This is a genomic window from Desulfovibrio piger, assembly GCF_012843875.1.
Classification (GTDB): domain Bacteria; phylum Desulfobacterota; class Desulfovibrionia; order Desulfovibrionales; family Desulfovibrionaceae; genus Desulfovibrio.
Window position 1 is genome coordinate 97,824 of the sequence record NZ_JABAFY010000004.1, and the last position, 21,327, is coordinate 119,150.

At 64.7% G+C, this 21,327-nt stretch carries 18 protein-coding genes; 8 read left to right on the forward strand and 10 right to left on the reverse strand.

Annotation, left to right across the window (positions count from 1 at the left end):
* The first annotated feature begins 8 nt into the window (after positions 1–8).
* From HF854_RS02145 to HF854_RS02155, 3 genes are read left to right on the forward strand one after another with little or no spacing between them, the layout of a single operon-like run.
* A complete protein-coding gene (locus HF854_RS02145; RefSeq protein WP_168934798.1) occupies positions 9–371 on the forward strand; it encodes a LysO family transporter in 363 nt (120 codons plus the stop codon).
* Positions 368–967 carry a LysO family transporter gene (locus tag HF854_RS02150; RefSeq protein WP_006007419.1) on the forward strand — a complete coding sequence of 200 codons (600 nt, stop codon included), beginning with the start codon at positions 368–370 and terminating at the stop codon, positions 965–967. The genes HF854_RS02145 and HF854_RS02150 overlap by 4 nt, the downstream gene beginning before the upstream one ends.
* Before the next feature lie 16 nt (positions 968–983).
* Positions 984–1,664 (forward strand): DVU0298 family protein, encoded by a 681-nt coding sequence (locus HF854_RS02155; protein WP_168934799.1) that lies wholly within the window; start codon positions 984–986, stop codon positions 1,662–1,664.
* A gap of 432 nt (positions 1,665–2,096) precedes the next feature.
* Here HF854_RS02155 and gap read toward each other — a convergent pair whose 3' ends face one another.
* The 7 genes from gap to HF854_RS02190 all read right to left on the reverse strand — a co-directional run bounded on the left by gap (position 2,097) and on the right by HF854_RS02190 (position 9,663).
* On the reverse strand, positions 2,097–3,113 hold the full coding sequence (gene gap / locus HF854_RS02160; protein ID WP_168934800.1) for a type I glyceraldehyde-3-phosphate dehydrogenase: 1,017 nt from the start codon (positions 3,111–3,113) through the stop codon (positions 2,097–2,099).
* A 136-nt stretch (positions 3,114–3,249) separates the two neighbouring features.
* Positions 3,250–3,804 (reverse strand): GAF domain-containing protein, encoded by a 555-nt coding sequence (locus HF854_RS02165; RefSeq protein ID WP_168934801.1) that lies wholly within the window; start codon positions 3,802–3,804, stop codon positions 3,250–3,252.
* Between the two features lie 252 nt (positions 3,805–4,056).
* Positions 4,057–5,163, reverse strand: coding sequence for a rod shape-determining protein RodA (gene rodA, locus HF854_RS02170; protein WP_168934802.1), 1,107 nt, complete (start codon positions 5,161–5,163; stop codon positions 4,057–4,059).
* Positions 5,164–5,181: 18 nt separating this feature from the next.
* Positions 5,182–7,191, reverse strand: coding sequence for a penicillin-binding protein 2 (gene mrdA, locus HF854_RS02175; protein ID WP_168934803.1), 2,010 nt, complete (start codon positions 7,189–7,191; stop codon positions 5,182–5,184).
* Positions 7,178–7,648: a hypothetical protein gene (locus HF854_RS02180; protein WP_006007430.1), complete on the reverse strand. Its 471-nt coding sequence runs from the start codon at positions 7,646–7,648 to the stop codon at positions 7,178–7,180. The genes mrdA and HF854_RS02180 overlap by 14 nt, the downstream gene beginning before the upstream one ends.
* Before the next feature lie 3 nt (positions 7,649–7,651).
* Positions 7,652–8,542 (reverse strand): rod shape-determining protein MreC, encoded by an 891-nt coding sequence (gene mreC, locus HF854_RS02185; RefSeq protein WP_297140025.1) that lies wholly within the window; start codon positions 8,540–8,542, stop codon positions 7,652–7,654.
* A gap of 80 nt (positions 8,543–8,622) precedes the next feature.
* Positions 8,623–9,663, reverse strand: a complete 1,041-nt coding sequence (locus HF854_RS02190) for a rod shape-determining protein (protein WP_168934804.1) — start codon at positions 9,661–9,663, stop codon at positions 8,623–8,625.
* A 257-nt stretch (positions 9,664–9,920) separates the two neighbouring features.
* Between HF854_RS02190 and mnmL the strand changes: the two genes are divergently transcribed.
* The 3 genes from mnmL (at position 9,921) to eno (ending at position 13,397) form a co-directional block, all read left to right on the forward strand.
* Entirely contained in the window at positions 9,921–10,859 is a 939-nt protein-coding gene (gene mnmL, locus HF854_RS02195; RefSeq protein WP_168934805.1) for a tRNA modification radical SAM protein MnmL/YtqA, read from the forward strand.
* A 240-nt stretch (positions 10,860–11,099) separates the two neighbouring features.
* Positions 11,100–11,888 (forward strand): type III pantothenate kinase, encoded by a 789-nt coding sequence (locus HF854_RS02200; protein ID WP_040369738.1) that lies wholly within the window; start codon positions 11,100–11,102, stop codon positions 11,886–11,888.
* 207 nt (positions 11,889–12,095) lie between these two features.
* Entirely contained in the window at positions 12,096–13,397 is a 1,302-nt protein-coding gene (gene eno, locus HF854_RS02205; RefSeq protein ID WP_006007454.1) for a phosphopyruvate hydratase, read from the forward strand.
* Between the two features lie 195 nt (positions 13,398–13,592).
* On the opposite strand, the gene HF854_RS02210 is transcribed toward eno, so the two are convergent.
* The gene (locus tag HF854_RS02210) at positions 13,593–16,604 is read right to left on the reverse strand and encodes an EAL domain-containing protein (RefSeq protein WP_168934806.1); all 3,012 of its coding nucleotides are present in this window, start codon (positions 16,602–16,604) and stop codon (positions 13,593–13,595) included.
* A gap of 234 nt (positions 16,605–16,838) precedes the next feature.
* On the opposite strand from HF854_RS02210, the gene folD reads away from it, so the two are divergent.
* Both folD and HF854_RS02220 read left to right on the forward strand, forming a co-directional pair.
* Positions 16,839–17,693, forward strand: a complete 855-nt coding sequence (gene folD, locus HF854_RS02215) for a bifunctional methylenetetrahydrofolate dehydrogenase/methenyltetrahydrofolate cyclohydrolase FolD (protein ID WP_168934807.1) — start codon at positions 16,839–16,841, stop codon at positions 17,691–17,693.
* Positions 17,694–18,044: 351 nt separating this feature from the next.
* Positions 18,045–18,797 (forward strand): DUF4952 domain-containing protein, encoded by a 753-nt coding sequence (locus tag HF854_RS02220; protein WP_168934808.1) that lies wholly within the window; start codon positions 18,045–18,047, stop codon positions 18,795–18,797.
* Between the two features lie 339 nt (positions 18,798–19,136).
* Here the strand turns inward: HF854_RS02220 and HF854_RS02225 are convergent, their stop codons facing one another.
* Entirely contained in the window at positions 19,137–19,838 is a 702-nt protein-coding gene (locus HF854_RS02225; protein ID WP_297159932.1) for a YczE/YyaS/YitT family protein, read from the reverse strand.
* A gap of 360 nt (positions 19,839–20,198) precedes the next feature.
* Complete coding sequence (locus HF854_RS02230) at positions 20,199–21,311, reverse strand: 4-hydroxybutyrate dehydrogenase (RefSeq protein WP_168934809.1); 1,113 nt, start codon at positions 21,309–21,311, stop codon at positions 20,199–20,201.
* Positions 21,312–21,327 lie beyond the last annotated feature (16 nt).

A 21,327-nucleotide genomic window follows, 5' to 3' on the forward strand; every position in this document is an offset into this window, starting at 1 on the left:
ACAACGCCATGTTCACTGCTATCGGACTGATGCTCACGGGCATCGCTCTGGGCTTTGCCCTGCGCTCTTTCCAGTGGCCCGAACTGCTGGGCCGCGCCATCTCTCCCACCATCATGCTCATGCTCTTCGCCCTCGGCGTGGCCGTGGGCGGCAACGAGACCCTGATGACCAACCTGCCCGTACTGGGCGGCAAGGCCCTGATCCTCACCGTGGCCTGTGTGGCGGGCAGCCTCATCTGCATCGTGGCCGTGCGCCGTTTCTTTCCCGATGCCGGGCCCCGGCGCCATGCGGCCGCTGGGGCCGACAGCGAGGACGCGGGCGCGGCCATGAGCGTGCGCCGTGACCGGGAAGACGGGGAGGGCCGGGCATGAGCGGGAGCCTGATGATCCTGGGCTGTTTCGTGCTGGGCGTGCTGCTGGCCTGGCTGGGCTGGATACCGGACTATTTTCTGGAGCACGACGGCACGCTCTACGTGCTCTATGTGCTGATGTTCCTGGTGGGCATCTCCATCGGGCACGACCGCCGTCTGGGAGAGATATTGCGCACCCTGCGGCCCCGGGTGCTGCTGCTGCCCCTGGCCACCACCGTGGGCACCTTTGCCGGGGCGGCCCTGGCCAGCATCACGCTGGCCTATTCCCTCAGCGAATGCCTGGCCGTGGGTTCCGGCTTTGCCTATTATTCCCTTTCGTCCATCTTCATCACCCAGTACAAGGGCGCGGAGCTGGGCACCGTGGCCCTGCTGGCCAACATCATGCGCGAGCTGGCCACATTGCTTTTCACGCCGCTCATGGTACGCTGGATCAGCCCGCTGGCCGCCATCTCGTGCGGCGGCGCCTCCACCATGGATTCCACCCTGCCGGTCATCACCCGCTTCGCGGGCAAGCAGTGGGTGTTCGTTTCCATTGTGCACGCCATGATCCTGGATTTCAGCGTGCCTTTCTGGGTGACTTTCTTCTGTACCCTGTAACGCAAGGAGCTGCGCCATGGCCCGTATGCGTGCCGTCAAACAGCAACTGAAAGATCTGCTTTCCGCGCCCGACTGGCGTGACCATCTGTCCGAACTGCGCTCCATGGGCCAGCCCGCCGTGGGGCCGCTCTTCTCCTTCCTGCTGCTGGAACCGCTCATGCGCCACAAGGCCGCCCTGGCCCTGGGGCAGGTGGTGGCCGGTCTGGAAGAGGGCAGCGCCGAAGACATGCACAACATCATGCGCCGTCTCATGTGGCACATGAACGAGGAGTCCGGCAACATCGGCTGGGGCATCCCCGAAGCCTTCGGCGAAGTGCTGGCTGCCTGTCCCCGCGCGGCCAAGGAGTTCCACCGGGTGCTCATCTCCTATGTCATCGACCTGGGCCGGGACGACAACTTCTGCGACCACGGCCCGCTGCGCCGTTCCTGCTTCTGGGCCATCGGCCGTCTGGCGCAGGCCCGGCGGGACTTGGCCGTCATCGCCCGTCCCTGGCTGCTCAAGGGGCTGGAGGACGAGGACATTCCCTGCCGCGGCATGGCCGCCTGGGCCCTTGCCCAGCTGCCCCGCGACTTCATGGATGCCCCGGCCCTGCGCCGTCTGGCCGAAGCCGGACATGAGGAGATCTGCGAGGTCTTCGACGGCGAGAAGGTAGTGGAAAAGACCGTTTCCGAGCTGGCCCGCGAGGCCCTGGGGTAGAGTGATGCCGTATTGAGGTGGAGAGGGGAACTTTTTTTCTTGGAAAAAGTTCCCCTCTCCGCCTCAAGCTCCCCCTTTCCCTTCAAAAAACGCTGTTCCGGTCATTGGGCGGGGAGCGTGACGCCCCTGTCCGTACCGTGTTTGATGGTCCCCCGGTAGTGCGGGGGACTTTTTTGTGCCCGGTGGACGGAGCGGGGGAAAGGATGGGCCGGGGACAGATACCACAGGATGGGGCAGGCAGGACGGGAGCGGGGCGGGGAGGATGGCGCGGACGTCTTGGGATGGAAAGAAAGGCAGGGGAGCGGGCAGTTCGGACAGCGTCCGCTTTTTGAGGCTGACGGGCTTGAAATATATGCAAAAGGCCACCCGAGCGGGTGGCCTTTTGTGTTCATGGGGATGCCGGAGCAGGGCAGGCCCGCTCCGGGGGATTTTTTACAGGCCCTTTTCCTGCATCAGGCAGACCAGGTCGCAGACGCGGTTGGAGTAGCCCCATTCGTTGTCGTACCAGGCCACGACCTTCACCAGATTGCCGTTCTGCACGGTGGTGTAGGGCGCTTCCAGGATGGAGGAATGCGGGTCGCCCTTGAAGTCCATGGAGACCAGGGGCAGGGTGTTATAGCCCAGGATGCCCTTGAGGTAGGTCTCGCTGGCGTCCTTGAGGGCGGCCAGCAGGGTCTCGGTATCGGTCTCCTTTTCCAGGATGCCGTTGAAGTCCACCACGGAGACCGTGGGGGTGGGCACGCGCAGGGAGTAGCCGGTGAATTTGCCGGCCAGTTCGGGGATGACCTTGGCCACGGCCTGGGCCGCACCGGTGGAGGTGGGGATGATGTTGCAAGCGGCGGCACGGGCACGACGCGGGTCCTTGTGGGCCATGTCGAGGATGCGCTGGTCGTTGGTGTAGGAGTGGATGGTGGTCATGTTGCCCAGCTTGATGCCGAAGTTGCGCTGCAGCACCAGGGCCACGGGCGCCAGGCAGTTGGTGGTGCACGAGGCGTTGGACACGATGTGGTGCTTTTCGGGATCGTACTGGTCGTGGTTCACGCCCATGACGATGGTGATGTCTTCTTCCTTGGCCGGAGCGGTGATGATGACCTTTTTGGCGCCGTTGTCCATGTGCACGGACGCCTGGGAGGCCTTGCGGAAGATACCGGTGCTTTCCACCACCACGTCCACGTCATACTGGCCCCAGGCCAGCTGATGGGGATCGCGCTCGGCGAAGCAGTGGATGTTCCAGTCACCGACCTTCACTTCCTGACCGTCCACCTGGGCGTCCAGGAAGGCGCGGCCATAGACGGAGTCGTATTCCAGCAGCTGGAAGTTGGTGGTGGCGTCGAAGAGGTCGTTGATGGCCACCACTTCCACGCGATCAGCGTAGCTCTGGCGCAGGGCGCGGAACACCTGGCGGCCGATGCGGCCGAAACCATTGATACCGACACGAACTTTTTTCATTGTATTCACCTTTGCCCTTGCGGGCATACTGTCTTGATGGGGGCGGAGCGGCACGGCGGCGGGCAGGGCCCCTGATGCCGTCATGCCGGGGCGCATGCCGCCTGGCCCGGCGGATCGGGATGTGCGGCAGGGCCGGCTAGTCTTCGTAGACCGAGTAGGCGTGTTTGGCCATCAGCTCGTAATTGTTGCGCAGGGCGTCATGCAGACGGGCATTTTCGATGGCCACGGCGGAGATGGCGGCCACGGCCATCATGAAGCTGTCTTCGTCGTCGGTGAACTCGCGCTCTTCGGAGGAGTAGACGCGGATCAGGCCGATGACCTTGCCGCCCACGCTCAGGGGAGCGGAAAGCACGGAGACCAGGCCCTCAGCCTTGGCGGATTCGGGATACTGGAAGCGACCGTCAGAGGTGGCGTCCTTCAGGTGGATGGCCTTGCCGGACAGCACTTCGCTGTCCAGGCCGCTGCGTTTCACTTCCACGGGGCCTTTGCGCATGTAGGTGGCGGAGAGGCCGTAAGCGGCGCTGGGCAGCAGGAAGTGCCCGGTGCTGTCCAGCAGGCGGATGGTGCAAGCCTTACAGTTCATGGTCTGTGCCGTGTGCTCGCTGATCTTGTGCAGCACGTCCTTGGGATCAAGGCTGGCATTGATGGCCAGGGCCACATCACGCAGGGCGCGGAAATAATCCTGGGGCATGGAAGACCTCCTTTGGATGGGGTGACGCCTTCCCCGGCAGGCGTCGGTGATTGCCGTTGGCCGCCCCGGGCGCAGGCGCGTTACCGGGGATGACGGACGCGCGCGGGACGGCGGGGATGGGATAGTCGTCGGCCGGTCGCCCGGCAACGGGATATCCGGATGGGACATGCGGCGGGTTCCCGGCTGTGCCCCGGGAAAGGAGGTGGGAGCTCTCCTGTCCGGCATGCCTGTCCAGGCAGGCATGCCTCAGGCTCAGCTCTTGAACATGAAGCGCCGCATAGAAACATTAAGCACGATGCCCAGTAATGTGAAGTTCACTACCGTGGCACTGCCGCCGTAGCTGATGAAGGGCAGGGGGATGCCCACCACGGGCATGAGCCCGATGACCATGCCCATATTGATACATATCTGCCAGAAAAAGTAAAAGAAGACACCCACGGCCAGCATGCTGCCGAAACGATCCTTGGCCTGGACCACCGTGGAGAAGATGGACAGTAGGAACAGGCAGAACAGCGTCACCAGGGCCACGCAGCCCACAAAGCCCCATTCCTCGCCGAATACGGCCAGGGCAAAGTCCGAGTGGCGCTCGGGCAGGAAGTTGAGCTTGTTCATCATGCCTTCCATGTAGCCCTTGCCCCACAGCTCGCCGGAACCGATGGCGATGCGCGACTGCAGGATGTGGTAGCCCGCGCCCAGGGGGTCGTCGCCGGGATTGAGGAAGGTGAGCACGCGTTGCTTCTGGTAATCGTGCATGAGCACGCACCACATGAGGGCGGCCACGCCGGGCACGGCCAGCAGGCAGGTGCCCAGCACATAGCGGCGCAGGCCGTGGAACAGGATCATGCCGCCCATGATGAGCAGCACCATCATGGCCGTGCCGAGGTCGGGCTGCTTGAGGATGAAGACCACGGGCACCAGCCCCACGGCCAGGACGGAAAAGAAGTTCTTCCAGCCCAGGGGCTGGCTGTCGCGGGCCAGCAGGCGCGCCACCAGAATGAGCACGGCGATCTTGATGGGTTCCGAAGGCTGGATGGTGAACAGGCCGAAGGAGATCCAGCGCTTGGCGCCGTAGAAGGTGGAGCCGACCAGGGGCACCAGCATCAGCAGCACCAGGAAGATCAGATAGGCGGGCCAGGCCAGATTGCGCAGCTGCCGGTAGTCGAACAGCGTGGCCAGCAGCATGCAGCCCAGGCCGCACAGGCCCCAGACCAGCTGGCGCTGGTAGAAGCTCTCGAAGGCGAAACCGGTCTCCACGCGGGTGCCGCTGGCGGAATAGAGGTTGGCCACGCCCGTGAAGTAGAGCAGCAGCATGCAGGCCAGCAGTGCCCAGTTGATATAGCCGAGAAGGCGCTTGTCCATGGGGCGTTCCTGTTGTCGTCAGCGGCGACGGCGCTTGGGGGGATCGTTGCTGTCGTTGGTCATGCCCGGCAGGGGGCCTGATACGGTGCCCAGCATCCTGCCGGCGGGCTGGGGCGCTTCCGGCGCCCTGTAGCCGGGCGCGGCGGTATCCGGCCCGAAAAGATATTCGTAGACTTTTTTGGCCACGGGGCCGGCCACGCTGGAACCGCCGCCACCGTGTTCCACCATGACGATGACCACATAGGTCTTGCCGTTCTTGCTGCCCCAGGTGGCGATCCAGGCATGGTCGCGGTGCAGGTAGGCCAGCTCCGCGGTGCGCAGGCGGCGGTCGTTGGCGGTCATCTTCAGTTTGGTCACCTGGGCCGTACCGGTCTTGCCGCCCATGTCGGCATCGTGGCGGCCCACCACCTTGGCGGTGCCGCCCCCGGCCGTGCGGCGCATGGCCTGGACCACGAAGCGCAGATGGCCCAGCTCGGCGGGGATGCGGCCGCGCACCTCGCGGGGGGCATCTTCCAGCAGCTGGGGCTTGAGCAGGTCGCCGCCGTTGAGCATGGCCGACACATAGACGGCCATCTGGATGGGCGTGACCAGGGTGAAGCCCTGACCGATGGAGGTGTTGAACGTATCGCCGCGTACCCAGACCTGCTTGCGGTAGCGCTGCTTCCAGTCACGCGAGGGCACCAGGCCCGAACGCTCGTGGGGCAGGTCCACCCCGGTGGGGCGGCCGAAGCCGCATTGCTTGGCAAAGGCCGAGATCTTGTCGATGCCCAGGCGCTCGGCCATGATGTAATAATACACGTCGCAGGAGTTGATGAGCGACTGCTCCAGCGTCTGGCTGCCGTGCCCGCCGCGCCGCCAGCAGCGGAAGATCTGGTTGCCCAGCTTGGTCTGGCCGCCGCAGAAGACGGTCTCGCGGGGATCCACGCCGTTCTCGAGGAAGAACACGGCCATGAGCAGCTTCCAGACCGATCCCGGCGGGTAGACGCTCTGGATGACGCGGTTCTGCAGGGGATAGCGCTTGCTGGTGCGCAGGGCTTCCCAGTCGCGACGGGAGATGCCCGCGGCGAACAAATTGTTGTCGTAGGCCGGGGAGGTCACCAGCGCGCGCAGCTTGCCGGTGTCCGGCTCCATGACCACCACGCAGCCCGCCTCGCCGGCAAGGGCGTCCCAGGCGGCCTGCTGCAGGTCGCGGTCCAGCGAAAGGGCCAGCTCCTGTCCGGCGCTGGGGGCCTCGCTCAGGCTCTTGGCCAGCATGCGCCCGTGGGCGTCCACTTCCATCTGGTACAGGCCCTTGTGGCCGCGCAGGCGCTTTTCCAGCTCCAGTTCCAGACCGGCCTTGCCCACCAGATCGCCCATGGCCAGATCGGGATCTTTCTCCATCTCGGCGCTGTTGGCTTCGGCCACATAGCCGAGCACGTGGGCGAAAAGGTCTTTTTCGGGATAGTGGCGGTTGGTACGGACCATGATCTCCAGGCCGGGCCAGTTGACCAGCTCGGCCTCGATGCGGGCCACCTGGCCGAAATCCAGACCGGAGACCAGCGGCAGGGCCTCGAAGGGCTTGGTCTTGAAGCGGTCCTGGTTGTAGCGGTTCTGGAGCTGCTCCAGCGGCGTGTCCGTCCACTGGCTGATCTGGGCCAGGGTGGCGGGGATGTCCGGGCAGTCCTCGCGGATGATGCCCAGGCCGTAGGCCGTGCGGTTGTCGGCCAGGATATTGCCGTGATCGTCGAAGATGCGGCCGCGCGGGGCGAAGATGCGCTCCGTGCGCAGGCGGTTTTTCTGGGCCTGTGTAGTCATCTCCGGCCCCAGATGGAGCTGGAGGTACCAGAAGCGGGTGACGAAGACGAAAAAGAAGATGCCCACCAGCACCTGCAGGAGCAGGATGCCGCTGCGCGGCGGCTGGTAGCGTTCGCTTTCCACCTGTATGGTCAGCCAGGAACGCCAGTTCTTGCGCTTGCGGCGGGGGGCCTCCGTCAGGGGAGAGGCCGGTTCCGGAGCGGCAGAGGGGAAGATACGCCTATTCTTCGTCATGCGAACATGCCAGGGGCCGCGTGGCCGTCAGAAGCAACCAGGCCACGGGCAGGTAAAGGGCCTGGATCAGGCTCCTGTCCAAAAATTCCTGCGGATCGAAATGCACGGCATAGAGCGGGGAGAACAGCCAGCCCAGGCCGAAGCAGGCCCCGCCCAGGCAGATGGAGAGCAGCAGCACGAGGAAGAAGTTCCCCAGGCCCAGCAGCCAGCGCAGCAGGCGGTAGATCAGGCAGACCAGCGCGTACCAGACGATGGTGGCCCCGAAGGGGCTGGTGCCGATGCCTTCCTGCAGCAGGACGAAGAGCGGCAGCAGCCAGCAAAGGTTCTTGTAGTCCCTTTCCTGCAACAGGATGACCAGCCCCACCACCAGGGCATCGAGGCAGGGGACGAGGCTTTGCACGCAGATGCCCAGGGCCACGAAGCACAGCCACCAGAAGATGTTGCGCACGGCCTGCATGGGCTAGCGCTCCCTTTTGGGGGGCCGGGGCGGGCCCACGAAGTCCGGGGCGGGCTCGCTGGGGCGCAGGGGCCGGTTGATGCCGCTGGGCTCCAGCAGCAGCACTTCTTCCAGACGGCGCACGTCCACCAGGGGCCGGGCCGTGACGGCCAGAAACTGGGTGGAGTCCGAGGGGGCCACGCTGTCCACGGTGGCCACGGGGATGCCCTTGGGATATTTGCCGTCCAGACCGGAGGTGATGAGGATCTCCCCGGCGGTCACCGGGGCGTCGCGTTCCACAAAGCCCACTTCCAGCGGCTGTTCCAGGCCCTGTCCGCTCAGGATGCCGGCCGAGCGGCTCTGCTGGGCGAACACGGCGATGCGGCTGCCCGGGTCGGTGATGAGCAGGACCGTGGCGGCATGGGGGCTGGCCCGCAGCACGCGGCCCACAAGGCCCATGTTGGTGACGATGGGGGTGCCGGGGCGGGCGCCCGAGGTGTAGCCCCGGTTGATGGTGATGCTGTCCTGGATGGCGTTGGGGCCCATGCGTCCGGCCAGGATGCGGGCGCCCACGGGCTTCCAGGCGCTGTCCACGGGCAGCTGCACCAGCTCGCGCAGCCGGGCCAGTTCCGCCAGATCCTCGCCGTGGGAGACGATGCGGGCCTGCAGTTCGGCCACCTGGGCGCGCAGGCGCTCGTTCTCTTCGCGCACGCCCACCAGATCCACATAGCGCCGCCAGGCGTCCATGACGCTGCCCTTGACGGAATCGAAGGTGCCCAGCACCGTGCCGCTCATCTCCAGGCCGACGTTGGCGGCGATGTCATCGAGCGTGTGCGTGCGCTGGTTCCAGGAATACATGCCCAGAAACAGCACCAGAAGGCCGCCCGCCATGAGGAGAAAGCGTCGGAATGTCACAGTGGCACCCGTGAGAGCAGCAGGAAAAAAAGGACGGCCGTGCCGGAAAAAGGCGACGGGCCGTCCTGCACTTGCAAAGATTAGTCGATGCAGACGTCTTTGAGCACGTGGATGTTGTCCAGGGCTCGGCCCGTACCCATGACGACGGTGGACAGGGGGTCGTCCACCACGGTGATGGGCAGGGAGGTCTGCTCGCGCAGCAGCTGGTCGAGGCCCTTGAGCAGCGCGCCGCCGCCGGTCAGCACGATACCGCGGTCCACGATGTCGGCGGCCAGTTCCGGGGGCGTCTGTTCCAGGGCGATGCGCACGGCCTGCACGATGCTTTCCACCTGTTCGGAGATGGCTTTGCGCACTTCCTCGGAGGTGATGATGATGTTCTGCGGGATGCCCGTCACCAGGTCGCGGCCCTTGACCTCGATCTGCTGTTCGGGATCCATGGTATAGGCCGAGGCGATCTTGATCTTGATCTCTTCCGCCGAGGCTTCGCCGATGAGCATGTTATACTTGCGTTTGACATGCGTCATGATGGCTTCGTCCATCTTGTCGCCGCCCACGCGCACGGAGCGGGCATAGACGATGCCGGCCAGGGAGATGACGGCCACTTCCGTGGTACCGCCGCCGATGTCCACCACCATGTTGGAGGTAGGCTCCTGGATGGGCAGGTCGGCGCCGATGGCGGCGGCCATGGGCTCCTCGATGAGGTAGACCTCACGGGCACCGGCGGACTGGGCCGATTCCTTGACCGCACGCTTTTCCACCTGCGTGATGCCGGTGGGCACACAGACCATGATGCGGGGGCGAACCAGATGACGGGAATTGTGCACCTTGGTGATGAAGTGGCGCAGCATGGCCTCGGTCACCTCGAAGTCAGCGATGACGCCGTCCTTCATGGGACGGATGGCCTTGATGTTGCCGGGGGTCTTGCCCAGCATGCGCTTGGCGTCGGCGCCCACGGCCAGGACCACGGTGTTGCCGCGCGAATCTTTCTTGACCGCCACCACGGACGGTTCACGCAGGACGATGCCCTGACCCTTGACATAGACACAGGTGTTGGCCGTGCCCAGGTCGATGGCCAGGTCATTGGAGAACATTCCCAAGAAGAAATCCACAATTTTGGACATTACGCTAGCTTGCCTCGTTCTACTGGTATGCGTATGTTGCTGCCGGTCGTGCGGAGAAGGGAGGGCGGAACCTGTGGGGGATGCCGTAAGGCTCCGGGCCGGTTCCCGCGGGAACCATGGCCTTGAAGGCGAAAAGCGCACGGCAGCAGACAAAACTTGTTCGGCTAAAATGGGCTTGAAGTCAAGCTGTTGCGGACACAGTACAAATTTTTTCTCCTGTCCGCGGCCCTGAAAAATCCGCTAAAAAGGCGTGAATCATGCTGCTTTGGCATACCCTGGCCACCTATTTCCGGCGCAAATACGGCGTCCGGGTGCAAAAAATTCCACTGGATGCGGGCGCCACCTGCCCCAACCGGGACGGCACGCTCTCCGCGCGGGGCTGCATCTTCTGCAACGACAGCGGCTCCGGTTCCGGCATGGGCCTGCGCGGTCTCGACCTGCGCGCCCAGTGGGACGCCTGGTACACCAAGTACACCACCACGGACAGCGATCGCCTGTTCATGGCCTATCTGCAATCCTTTTCCAATACCTACGGCCCGGCCTCACGGCTGGCGCATCTGCTGGAACAGGTGGCGGCCCTGCCCGGCTGCCGGGGCATCGCCGTAGGCACGCGGCCGGACTGCCTGGACGGGGAAAAGCTGGCCCTGCTGGCCGGCTGCGGGCTGGACGAGGTCTGGCTGGAGCTGGGACTCCAGACCTGCCGGGACGACACCCTGCGCCGCATCAACCGCGGGCACACGGCGCGTCAGGCCGAAGAGGCCGTACGCGCCGCGCTGGATGCCGGGCTGCTGGTCTGCGGGCACCTCATGGCCGGGCTGCCCGGTGAGGACGAGAACGATTTCCTCGACGGTGTGGACTGGGCCGTCTCGCTGGGCATGCAGGGCCTCAAGCTGCACAACGTCTATGTGCCGCAGGGCACGGAACTGGCCCGGCAGTGGCGGGCGGGCGGCTACCGTCCCCTTGCCCGGGACGAATATGTGGACATGCTGTGCGCCGCCCTGCCGCGCATCCCCTCCACCGTGGTCATGCAGCGCATCCAGGCCGACCCCGCGCCGGGCGAGCTGCTGGCCCCTGCCTGGGCCCTGGAGAAACGCGGCATCATCACCGACCTGCGCCGTGCCCTGGCCGCCCGCGGCCTCTGGCAGGGTTGCCGCGCCGATGCCGCGGAGGCCCGGCCGGAGTGGTTCGGCGGGTAGGGGACAGGAACGTTTTTTTGAGGGGCTGGGAACTATGGTGCTGTGACCGCGGTCTCCGGGAAGGGGAAGGCGAACAGACCGGGAGCGCCAGGCCATCGGGGAGATACCATGTGGGGCAGGCCGCCCCGCAGACAGGCAGGCAACGGGCCGTGCCCTTCCTTGCGAACGGGCGGGCTTTCTGGCATACTTTCTGCCTGCGGATTCCTGTGCGCGGGGCATCTGTTCCCCAAGGAGTATGACATGCAGCCAGAGCTTCTTCTTTTCGACATCGGCAATACCTGCATCAAGGTCGGTCTGGCCGACTCCCGGGGGGTGATGACCTCCTACAATCTGCGCACGGACCCCGCCCAGACCTCGGACAGTCTGGGCCTGACCCTGCTGGAGCTGCTGCGCCACGCCGGTGCCGAGCCCCGTTTCACGGCCTGTGTGGCCTCGTCGGTGGTGCCGGGTTTCGATCCCCTGTTGCGTGAAGCCGTCCAGCGCTATCTGGGCTGCCCCCTGTGGATGGTGCCGCAGGACATGCCCATCCCCCTGCAGAACCATTACGAGCGCCCGCAGGAAGTGGGCGCCGACCGCCTGGTGGGCGCCTATGAGGCGCGCCGTCTGCATCCCGGCCCGGAATCCCTCATCGTGGTGGACTTCGGCACGGCCGTCACCTTTGACTGCATCAGCGGCAATGCCTACCTCGGCGGCCTGATCTTTCCCGGCCCGCGCACGGCCATCTCGGCCCTGGCGCGCGAAACGGCCCAGCTGCCCCGCGTCAACCTGGACGTGGACGCCCTGGAGCCCGCGCCCGGCCGCAGCACGTCGGTGAGTATCCAGCACGGTCTGGTCTTCGGCTTCGCCTGCATGGTGGAAGGCCTGACGCAGCGCCTGAAAAAGGGCCTGCCCGGTGACTGTCTGGTGCTGGCCACGGGCGGCTTTGCCCCGTCCATCGCGCGCATCAGCCCCGACGTCTTCGATGCCGTGCTGCCCTCGCTCTTGCTGGAGGGCCTGCGCCGCCTGTATTACGAACGTCACCCCTATTGAGGGCCGTAGCGGCCGTGCCGCTCCGTGCGGCAGTGGGCCCGGGCCTGCCGTCGCGCGCAGGGCCCGGACGCCCCCTTCTGGGGAAGAAAGATTTTTGCGGCAAGGCTTCCCTGCCGCCGGACAATGGCCCCGCCACCGCCCGTGGGGGCGCAGCGGAGAAAACGACTCTTTCGCGCGGCGGAAGAATCAACCTTCAAAGGAGCGATTATGAGCAGCAGCATTGCGTCTGTGTATGCCCGCGAGATCCTGGATTCGCGCGGCAATCCGACCGTGGAAGTGGAAGTTTCTCTGGAGTCCGGGCACAGCGGCCGCGCGGCCGTGCCTTCCGGCGCCTCCACCGGCAGCCGTGAGGCCCTGGAACTGCGTGACGGCGGCAAGCGTTACGGCGGCAAGGGCGTGACCAAGGCCGTGGAGAACGTCAACAGCGAGATCGCTGACGCCCTGCTGGGCCTGGACGCCCTGCAGCAGGTGCAGCTGGACAACACCCTCATCGACCTGGACGGCACCGACAACAAGAGCCGTCTGGGCGCCAACGCCATGCTGGGCGTGTCCATGGCCTGCGCCCGTGCCGCCAGCGAATACCTGGGCCTGCCCCTGTACAAGTACCTGGGCGGCGTCAACGCCAAGGTGCTGCCCGCGCCCATGATGAACATCATCAACGGCGGCGCCCACGCCCCCAACAACCTGGACATCCAGGAATTCATGATCATGCCCCTGCGCGCCCAGAGCTTCCGTGATGCCCTGCGCATGGGTTCCGAGATCTTCCACGTGCTGAAAAAGCTGCTGGAAAAGGACGGCCACGTGACCAGCGTGGGCGACGAAGGCGGCTTTGCCCCCAACCTGAAGAACCACGACGAAGCTTTCAGCTACATCGTCAAGGCCATCGAAGAAGCCGGCTACATCCCCGGCAGCGAAGTGGCCCTGGCCATCGATGCCGCCGCTTCCGAATTCTATCAGGACGGCAAGTACGTGCTGAAGGGTGAGAACAAGACCTTCAACAATGCCGAAATGGCCCAGTGGCTGGCCGAGTTCACCAGCAAGTACCCCCTGATCTCCATCGAAGACGGCATGGCCGAAAGCGACTGGGACGGTTGGGGCATGCTGACCGCCAGCCTGGGCGAACGCACCCAGCTGGTGGGCGACGACGTGTTCGTGACCAACCCCTCCATCCTGGCTGAAGGCATCGCCGAAGGCGTGGCCAACTCCATCCTCATCAAGCTGAACCAGATCGGCACCGTGACCGAGACCCTGGACACCATCGAGATGGCCAAGGAAGCCGCCTACACCACGGTGGTCTCCCACCGTTCCGGCGAGACCGAAGACAGCTTCATCGCCGACCTGGCCGTGGGCGTCAACGCCGGCCAGATCAAGACCGGCTCCCTGTGCCGCTCCGAGCGCATGGCCAAGTACAACCAGCTGCTGCGCATCGAAGAAGAACTGGGCGACGGCGCCGAATTCTTCGGTCCCATGCTGGCGGAATACTACGCCCTGGACGAGAGCGAAGACTAATCCGGCGGACGCAGGCACGGCCTGCCGTCATCCGTATTCCCGAGGGGGCCGCAAGGCCCCCTTTTTTATGCGGCAGGGAGAGCTTGTCGGACAAAAGCGCCGCCTTCATCAAGAGAAGGCGGCGCTTTACTTTTTGGGGGAGGGGCGTCAGACGGAGCCCTTCTCCGTCGGAGAAGAGGCCTCCGGAGCATGTGGCTATTTCCGCTCCAGCTCGTGGGCATCCACGTAGGCGTCGAAGGTCTCCAGATCCATGGGCGGGGAGAAGAGATAGCCCTGTCCGTACTTGCAGTGCGAGGCAAGGAGCTTTTGCAGCTGGTCTTCGGTCTCCACGCCCTCGCAGAGGATCTCGATGCCGAGGCGGCGGGCCATGTCCACGAGCGAGGAAATGATGATCCAGACCGAGCGCTGCTTTTCCTGCCCGGGGGCTAGGAAGGCCCGGTCCAGCTTGATGGTGTCGAAGCCGAAGGAATGCAGCATGGCCATGGAGGAATAGCCCTTGCCGAAGTCGTCGAGGCTCAGGCCGATGCCCGCACGGCGCAAGGCATCAAGGGTGCGGATGAAGGCTTCTTCATCCAGCCAGGCCATGCTTTCCGTGACCTCCACATGCAGCAGGTGGGCGGGAACATCGTGGCGGGCCGCGATGCCGAGGACGGTCTCGACATAGTTGTCGTGGAAGAACAGGGCCTTGGACTGGTTGATGCTGATGGGGGGCACCTTTTTGCCTTCGTCCAGGTGGCGGCGTATCCAGGCGCAGACCGTATCCAGGACAAAGAGGTCCAGTTCGCGGATGAAGCCGTTCTGCTCGAACAGGGGGATGAATTCGTCGGGATAGACCATCTTCCCGTCCGGGCCCTGCCAGCGGATGAGGGCCTCGGCCCCGAGCAGTTTCCTGTCCGCAAGGCAGACCTGGGGCTGCATGAAGACGGTGAACTCCCCGTGTTCCAGGGCGTTGACCATGCGGTTTTCGATGTCGTTGGCCTTGAGCTGCCGGGCCCCGATGAGCTCGTTGTAGATCAGGAACTGCGAGCGGTAGCCGCCGGAAGCGATACTGGCTTCCGCCGTTTCGGCATAGAGCAGATAACGGGAGACGAAGCGCTCGGATTCGTTGATGTTTTTTCCCGCCCCCGACGTGGGCTGCGGTTCGTGTTCTTCCATGTCGGCGTCGTTGCGGATGACGTACACGCCACAGGAGAAGCTCACCGGGCGCTGGTACAGCTTGCGGGCCATGTCCGCGACGCTGAACAGCTCTTCCATGCGCTGGGTGAAGGTGGTCTCGTCAGGGCATCTCCAGAGCAGGAGATATTGTCCCGAGCCGCTGTAGGCGGCCAGTTCCCCCTGGCGGCTGCGCAGGGCGAACTCGCGGTTGCAGAAGCGGATCAGGCTGTCCCCGGTGCGCAGGCCGCAGGCCCGGTTGATGAGCTTGAGCTTGCGGATGTTGATGGTGGACAGATAGTAACGCCGCGGGTCCTTTTGCAGGATCTTGGCCGCATCTATAAGGAACCTGGCCCGGTTGGGGCCCTGCGTCACGGGATCGGTGAGCGCCGCCGCGCGGAGATCGGCCAGACGCCGCCTGTTGTGGCGCATGACGAGGAGCATGATCAGGCCCAGCAGCAGGCCCAGGCCGCAGAGCGTCTCCACCAGGTTCCGGCGCAGGAAACGGCGAATGACGTCCAGCAGGGAATCCGGCGCGGCGGAAAGGAGCAGGGCGTCGATGGTGGCCGTGGTGGTGGAGGTGATGACCTTGTCCAGCACGGAAGTCACGAAGGGCGAGGCATGGGGCGAGATGCCCAGCGCCATGGGATACATGGCCCGGGTGGGGAGCAGCAGCTCGTCCTTGGGCGGATCGTCCTGGAGGGAGGCCGCAGGGTAGGGCCAGAGGTAAACGTCCACTTCCCCTTTCTCAAAAGCTTTGCGGCAGGCGTCGATATTGGGGAAGATCTTGGGGGTGTCCTCGGGGTAGGCGCTCTGGTAGGCCAGCATCACGCTGCGCATCTCGCGGGTGAAGCCCACCGTGCAGGACTGGCCGGGGATATTTTTGTCATGGAGCCGGCCCACCACCGTGATGGGCGCGTTATAGAAGGGCCTGCCCGAAAAGATGTTCTGGCTGCGCAGGAAGGAAAGCTGGGGATAGACGTCGGGCATGATGTCCGCCGTACCGTCGGCCAGCGCCTTGAGACAGGCGTCATAGGAAGGCTGGGGAAGGAATTCGAAACGGATGCCGCTCTGGCGTTCCAGCATCTTCAGGAAGGCATAGAGGAAATTGCCCCCGAATTCGGGGTCCATCATGTCCTGTTCGCGGCTGTAGGCCACGCGGATGGCGGGCTTGGTGGCCAGCCACCGGCATTCGGACCGGGTGAAGACCACGGGCATGTCCGAGGAGATGTTGAGATAACTGTCGTACAGGCGGGCCAGATAGCTGGGATGATTCAGGAGGATCTGGAGCATGGCCTCGTTGAGGGGAGCCATGACCTCCATATCGTCCTTGCGGGTGACGAAGAAGAAAGGATCCGTGGAGATGGTGGCCACCACCTTGGTACCATTGCCGCGCAGCACACCGTCCACATAGCCGTCGATGCGGCCTTCGGCCAGGGCCTGGGCCATCTCGTAACTTTCCTCAAAAAAAACGGGGGTGAACGAAAAGCCGTTCTGTGCCGCGAAACGCGTCATCACGACATATTGCTGGGAATCGTTGAAAAAGCCGATGCGCATGCCGTTGAACGCATCGAGATCCATGTAATATATGTCGCTCATGCTGGAGACATGCAGACAGGTGTTCTCGTATCCGGCACGCAGTTTGGAAAAGCTGTAGAGCCGGGAACGCTCGGGCGTGAAGCTGATGCCGCAGGAAAGGTCGATGGTGCCGTCGTCCAGGCGCTGGGCCAGCTCGTCGAAGCGGATCTTGACCCACTTGTATTCCCATCCCGTATAGCGCGAGATGGCCGTGAGCAGGGCCACGGCATAGCCGGAAAGGTGTTCCCCTTCACCTTCGAAAACGCCGTGCTGGTCAAAATAGCCCACACGGATGATCTTGGATGCTTTATAATTGGCGGCGATGTCTTCGGGAGAGAAAAAATGGAAAGTCGTCCTGTTCAGGGGCAGGCTCGTTTCCGCCTGGACCGGGGTTTTCCCGGAGGAGGCGGCGGCGAGAGCTCCCAGGGGAACGGGCAGGAGCAGGCAAAGCAGGAAAAGCAGCAAAGTTCGGAGCATGGTACGTTCTCACATCATGCCGTTGCATCGGAGACATGGCATCACGGCAGGGACTTCCCGGGGACGGGAAGGGCCGTTCAAAGTATGAATGTACAACGCATCATGCTCGGAGCGCAAGACGCTTCGGGGCCTATGGGTCAGGGATATCGCGGACTTGAGCTTGCCGCGCTCCCGGAGTATACTCCGCCCCTTCCACGCGCCGGCCCCGGCGCCAACGTCAGCCACGAGGTCGCCATGATCCTTATTGATGGAAAGCAGACTGCCCGCGACATCCGCGCGGAACTCAAGGCCCAGGTGGAGGCCGCTGTGTCGGCCGGCCGCCGCGCTCCCGGCCTGGCCGTGATCCTGGTGGGAGAAGATCCCGCATCGCAGGTCTACGTGCGCAACAAGGAACGTGCCTGCGCCGAGGCGGGCATCCTTTCCTTCCCCTACCGTCTGCCTGCCGATACCACGCAGGAGGCCCTGCTGGCCCTCATCGCCGAGCTCAACGGCCGTGACGACGTGGACGGCATCCTTCTGCAGCTGCCCCTGCCCAAACATCTTTCCGCCTCCGCCTGCCTGCTGGCCATCGACCCGGCCAAGGACGTGGACGGCTTCCATCCCGAGAACGTGGGGCGCCTTTCCCTCAACCTGCCCGGCATGGTCTCGTGCACGCCGGCGGGCGTCATCGAGCTGCTGCGCCGCTACAACCTGCCCACCTGCGGCAAGAAGGCCGTGGTGCTGGGCCGTTCGGACATCGTGGGCAAGCCCCTGGCCCTGCTGCTGGCCCGTCCCGGCGAATTCGGCGATGCCACGGTGACCCTGTGCCACTCCCGCACGCCCGATCTGGCGGCGGAATGCCGCAGCGCGGATTTCCTCTTCCTGGCCATCGGCCGCCCGCGCATGATCACGGGCGACATGGTCCGCGAAGGCGCGGTGATCATCGATGTGGGCATCAACCGTACGGACGACGGCCTGTGCGGCGACGCGGACTTCGAATCCGTGAGCAAGAAGGCCGCGGCCATCACGCCCGTGCCCGGCGGCGTGGGCCCCATGACCATCGCCATGCTGTTGAAGAACACCGTCCAGGCCTGGGAAGGCCGTGCGTAACGGCCCGCTCGCGGCATAAGCCTGACTTGTATTGGGGGAAGGAAGCATCCTGCGTCCTTCCCCTTTTTTCGTCCTGCCGGTCATCCCTGGCGGATGGGGCCTGTGCTGCTGCCTTCGGCACCCGTGATGTCCTGTCGTCTGCGGAGGGCCCGTCTTCCCTGCTGCCGGTTTGTCCGCAAGGCCGGAGGGGCGCTGCGGCCTTGCGGAGGAAGCTCTGTGTTGCAGGGCGGGACATGCCGGATGGCCTGCGTACAGTGCGGCACAAGACAAGGAACGTACTCTGGCCGTGGTAGACACGGCCGCGTCCCCGAAAGGCGGGACGCCGGCAAATAAGAAGGAAGGAGACGCATCATGCGCGTGATGATGGCCCTGCTGCTGGGCCTGTATCTGGTCGTGCCCGCGCGGGCGGCCGACGGCGGGCCGGTCCTGCTCCTGCCGGGGCTGTCCGGCCCGACGGCGGAAGCGGCGCCGGGCTACCGCTGTGCCGATTTTCTGGAAGAGGCGGGCCTCAGGCCGGAAGGGCTGGAATATCTTTTTTGCCGTCCTGCTACGGAACCGCGTACAGGACGCCGGACCCTCACGGCCCGCTATCGTGTGCCGGGGCCGCAGGCCGCTGCCGTGGAGACGGCCTTGCGGGAGCGCACCGGCATGGCCGCTCTGGAACGCCAGATGGGCATCTGGCAGCTGCCGGAAGGCGGGGAAGGTCGGTTCGTCCTGCGGCAAAGCACAGGGGAGGGCAGGCCCGGCGGACAAATGGCGGGCACGTTTTTTTCGGTCCAGGGGCTGCGGGACGGTCTTTCCGGGGATGGCACCACCGGCAGCGAGGCCGGCACGCTCCCGTCTGCCGGGCGCTCTGTCCCTGCGGCACAGGATGACGGGATGGCCGGAGCTGCCGGAAGCGTCGCGGAGGGAAGCCCGGCCGCTGTACCGGGTGCCGCAGCTGAGGAGAGGGCGGCCCTTGCGGACAGCGCTCCAAAGAAGGGGCCGTCCTGCACGGTAAGCATGGGAGAGGTCCCGCAGCAGGGGACGTTCGCACCACAGCGGGAAGACTGGGGAAAAGTGTCCTGGTTCGCGGTGACGGTGCGTTTGGAGCTGCCCCGGTAACTGGTGGCTCTGGGAGGTCTGTTGCAGGCGCGGGCCTGGGTGGTCTTTGGCATGCCCTGCGGGAAGGATGGAGGGCACGCACCTGGTACGGAACGCGAGCAGGGAGATGTTTGCGCGGTCACGCGGGACTGGTTCGCTTTGGGGGCTTCTCCGCGCCACAGGCACGTCCCTGTCTCTCTATCTATACGTGGCCAGTCCGTACAGGCCCAGAGACGGCACGTGATGCCGGAAAGGTATCGCAGAAAAGGTGGCCGTGCCTGTCGTGGTCGTGGCTGCTGGAAGGCCTGTCCCGTGCTGCCGGCGTCGGCAGACAGGGGCGGCAGACTTTCGGCAAGAGGCTTACTTTTGCCGGGGCGGCATCTCGGCCTTGATTTGACGCAGGAGCCGGCGCTGTTCCGGGGACCAGAGCAGGGGCTTCAGCTTGCGTGTCCAGGGCGAGGTCAGGCGGGCGAACATGCCCACCAGGACGGCCGAGAGCACGGTGCCTTCGCGCAGGCCCACGATGCTGCCCAGCACGGCAAGCCCGAGAAGGCACGAGGCCAGGACCAGCGAGCAGTCGAACAGGACCTTGATGTTGCCGAAGTTCTTGCGGGAACGTGCCGCGATGACGATGACCAGGCCTTCGCCGGGGATGACCGTGGCATTGCTCATGATCTCAAGACTGATGCCCGCGCCCAGCACGGCACTGCCCACGATGCACATGACGATCTGCCAGACATAGACGTCCGTGACCAGCGCGCCGGTGAGGTGCATCCAGAAGTCGATGAACACGCTGAAGATGAGCACGGCCGGGATCTGCAAGAGCTCCGCGATGCCCAGCCTGCGCCGGAGCAGGATGCGCTGGAGCAGCAGGAAGAGCAGGTTGCAGGCAAAGGTCGTGGTGCCCAGGGTCAGGCCAAAGATGGCGGCCAGGGTATAAGGCAGGGTCGTGATGGGGGTGGTGCCCAGGTGGGCCTGGGTGATCAGGGCAATGCCCAGGGCGTTGAAGAACAGCGAGACGGAAAGACAACCATACCGTTTGACGACATCCGAAGTTTTCACGATGGCCCCCTTGCACGCGGCATGTCCGGGAAACAGCAACCGCCCCTTCCCTGGACGGCTGCCGGGAGCTGCCTGCTGGTCTGCAGCATATCCACAGAGTAATCATCATGCCCGCATTCGCAAGGGCATCACGAATATCCATGAAATCATGGCTGTTATGGAAACACACCCCTGCTCCCACCGTTGGCGCGGTGGGGCAGGGGATGTATCCGGGGCATGCCTCGTGCTTCTGGAAAGGCTGCCTGAAGAGGGGGACGACCTGTAGGGGTGGGAGATCAGGCCGCCCCCCCACCGGAAGGAGGACGCCAGGCCGGATGACGGATCAGGGACGAAAGGATGCCTCCGGCCTGGAGATGGATGCTACAGCAGGGCTGTATAGATACCGCTCATGTCGGCTACCGTCATTTCCTTGGGGCTGTGGGCCAGCAGGCGTTGCTGGGTCCGCAGGACGGCCTCTGCGAAAGGCAGGGCCTGGGAAGGCTCCATGCCGTAGGCGGACAGTCTCTTGAGCGGGAGGATCTTTTGCAGCAGGGCATCGAGGCTGTCCATGGCGCCGGAGGCGGGGCAGCCCAGTTCCCGGCCCAGGAGCTCCTGCAGGTCTGCCAGGCCCGGGACCTGCTGCTGTTCGTAATGCCGCAGCACACCGGCAAAGACGGCGTAGTTGGACTCCCCGTGCGGGATATGGAACGTGGAGCCCAGCGGATAGCTCATGGCATGCACGGTGGCGCATCCTGCCGTACCAAAGGCAAGCCCGGCATAGGTGCTCGCCAGCAGGAAGTCGCCAAGGCGGGGACGCAGGCTGTCCCTGCCGTGCAGGGCCACGTCCGTGTAGCCGGCCAGGATGAGCCGGATGGCTTCCGCGGAGAACATGCGGGTAAAGGGGCTTGCCGCGGTGGACAGGTAGGACTCCACGGCATGGACCAGGGCATCGAGCGAACTGGTGGCAAAGACGGGATAGGGCAATTTCTCCAGCAGCTCGGGCACCAGGACGGCATGACGTGCGTACAGGCTGTCGTGGACGAGACCCACCTTGATCCCGAGGCAGGTGCGGTTGATGATGGAGATATTGGTGACCTCGCTGCCCGTGCCGCAGGTGGTGGGCAGGATGATGAGTTCCTTTTCCTGCTTCAGTTCCTTGCAGTCAAAAACGGCACTGGTATCACTGCCGGCCGGAGCCACCGCCAGGACTTTGGCCACGTCGATGACGGAACCGCCGCCGATGGCGATGATGCGGCGGAAATCATAGCGGGAGGCCGCTGCCAGCAACGCGTCCACCATGGTGTCGCTGGGCTCTCCCTGGCCGTAATCTTCCAGAAAAAGCGCCTTGGCACGGCAGTCGAGACCGTCAAAAAAGGGTTTGAAGATATACGCGTTGCTGAGGACGAGGTCTTCCTCGCCGATGTCGAAGCCTGCCAGGAAGTCCTTGCAGGTGGGGAACATGTGGATGGTCGGTTTGCAGACGAACTGTTTCATTACCGTTTCCGGCCCG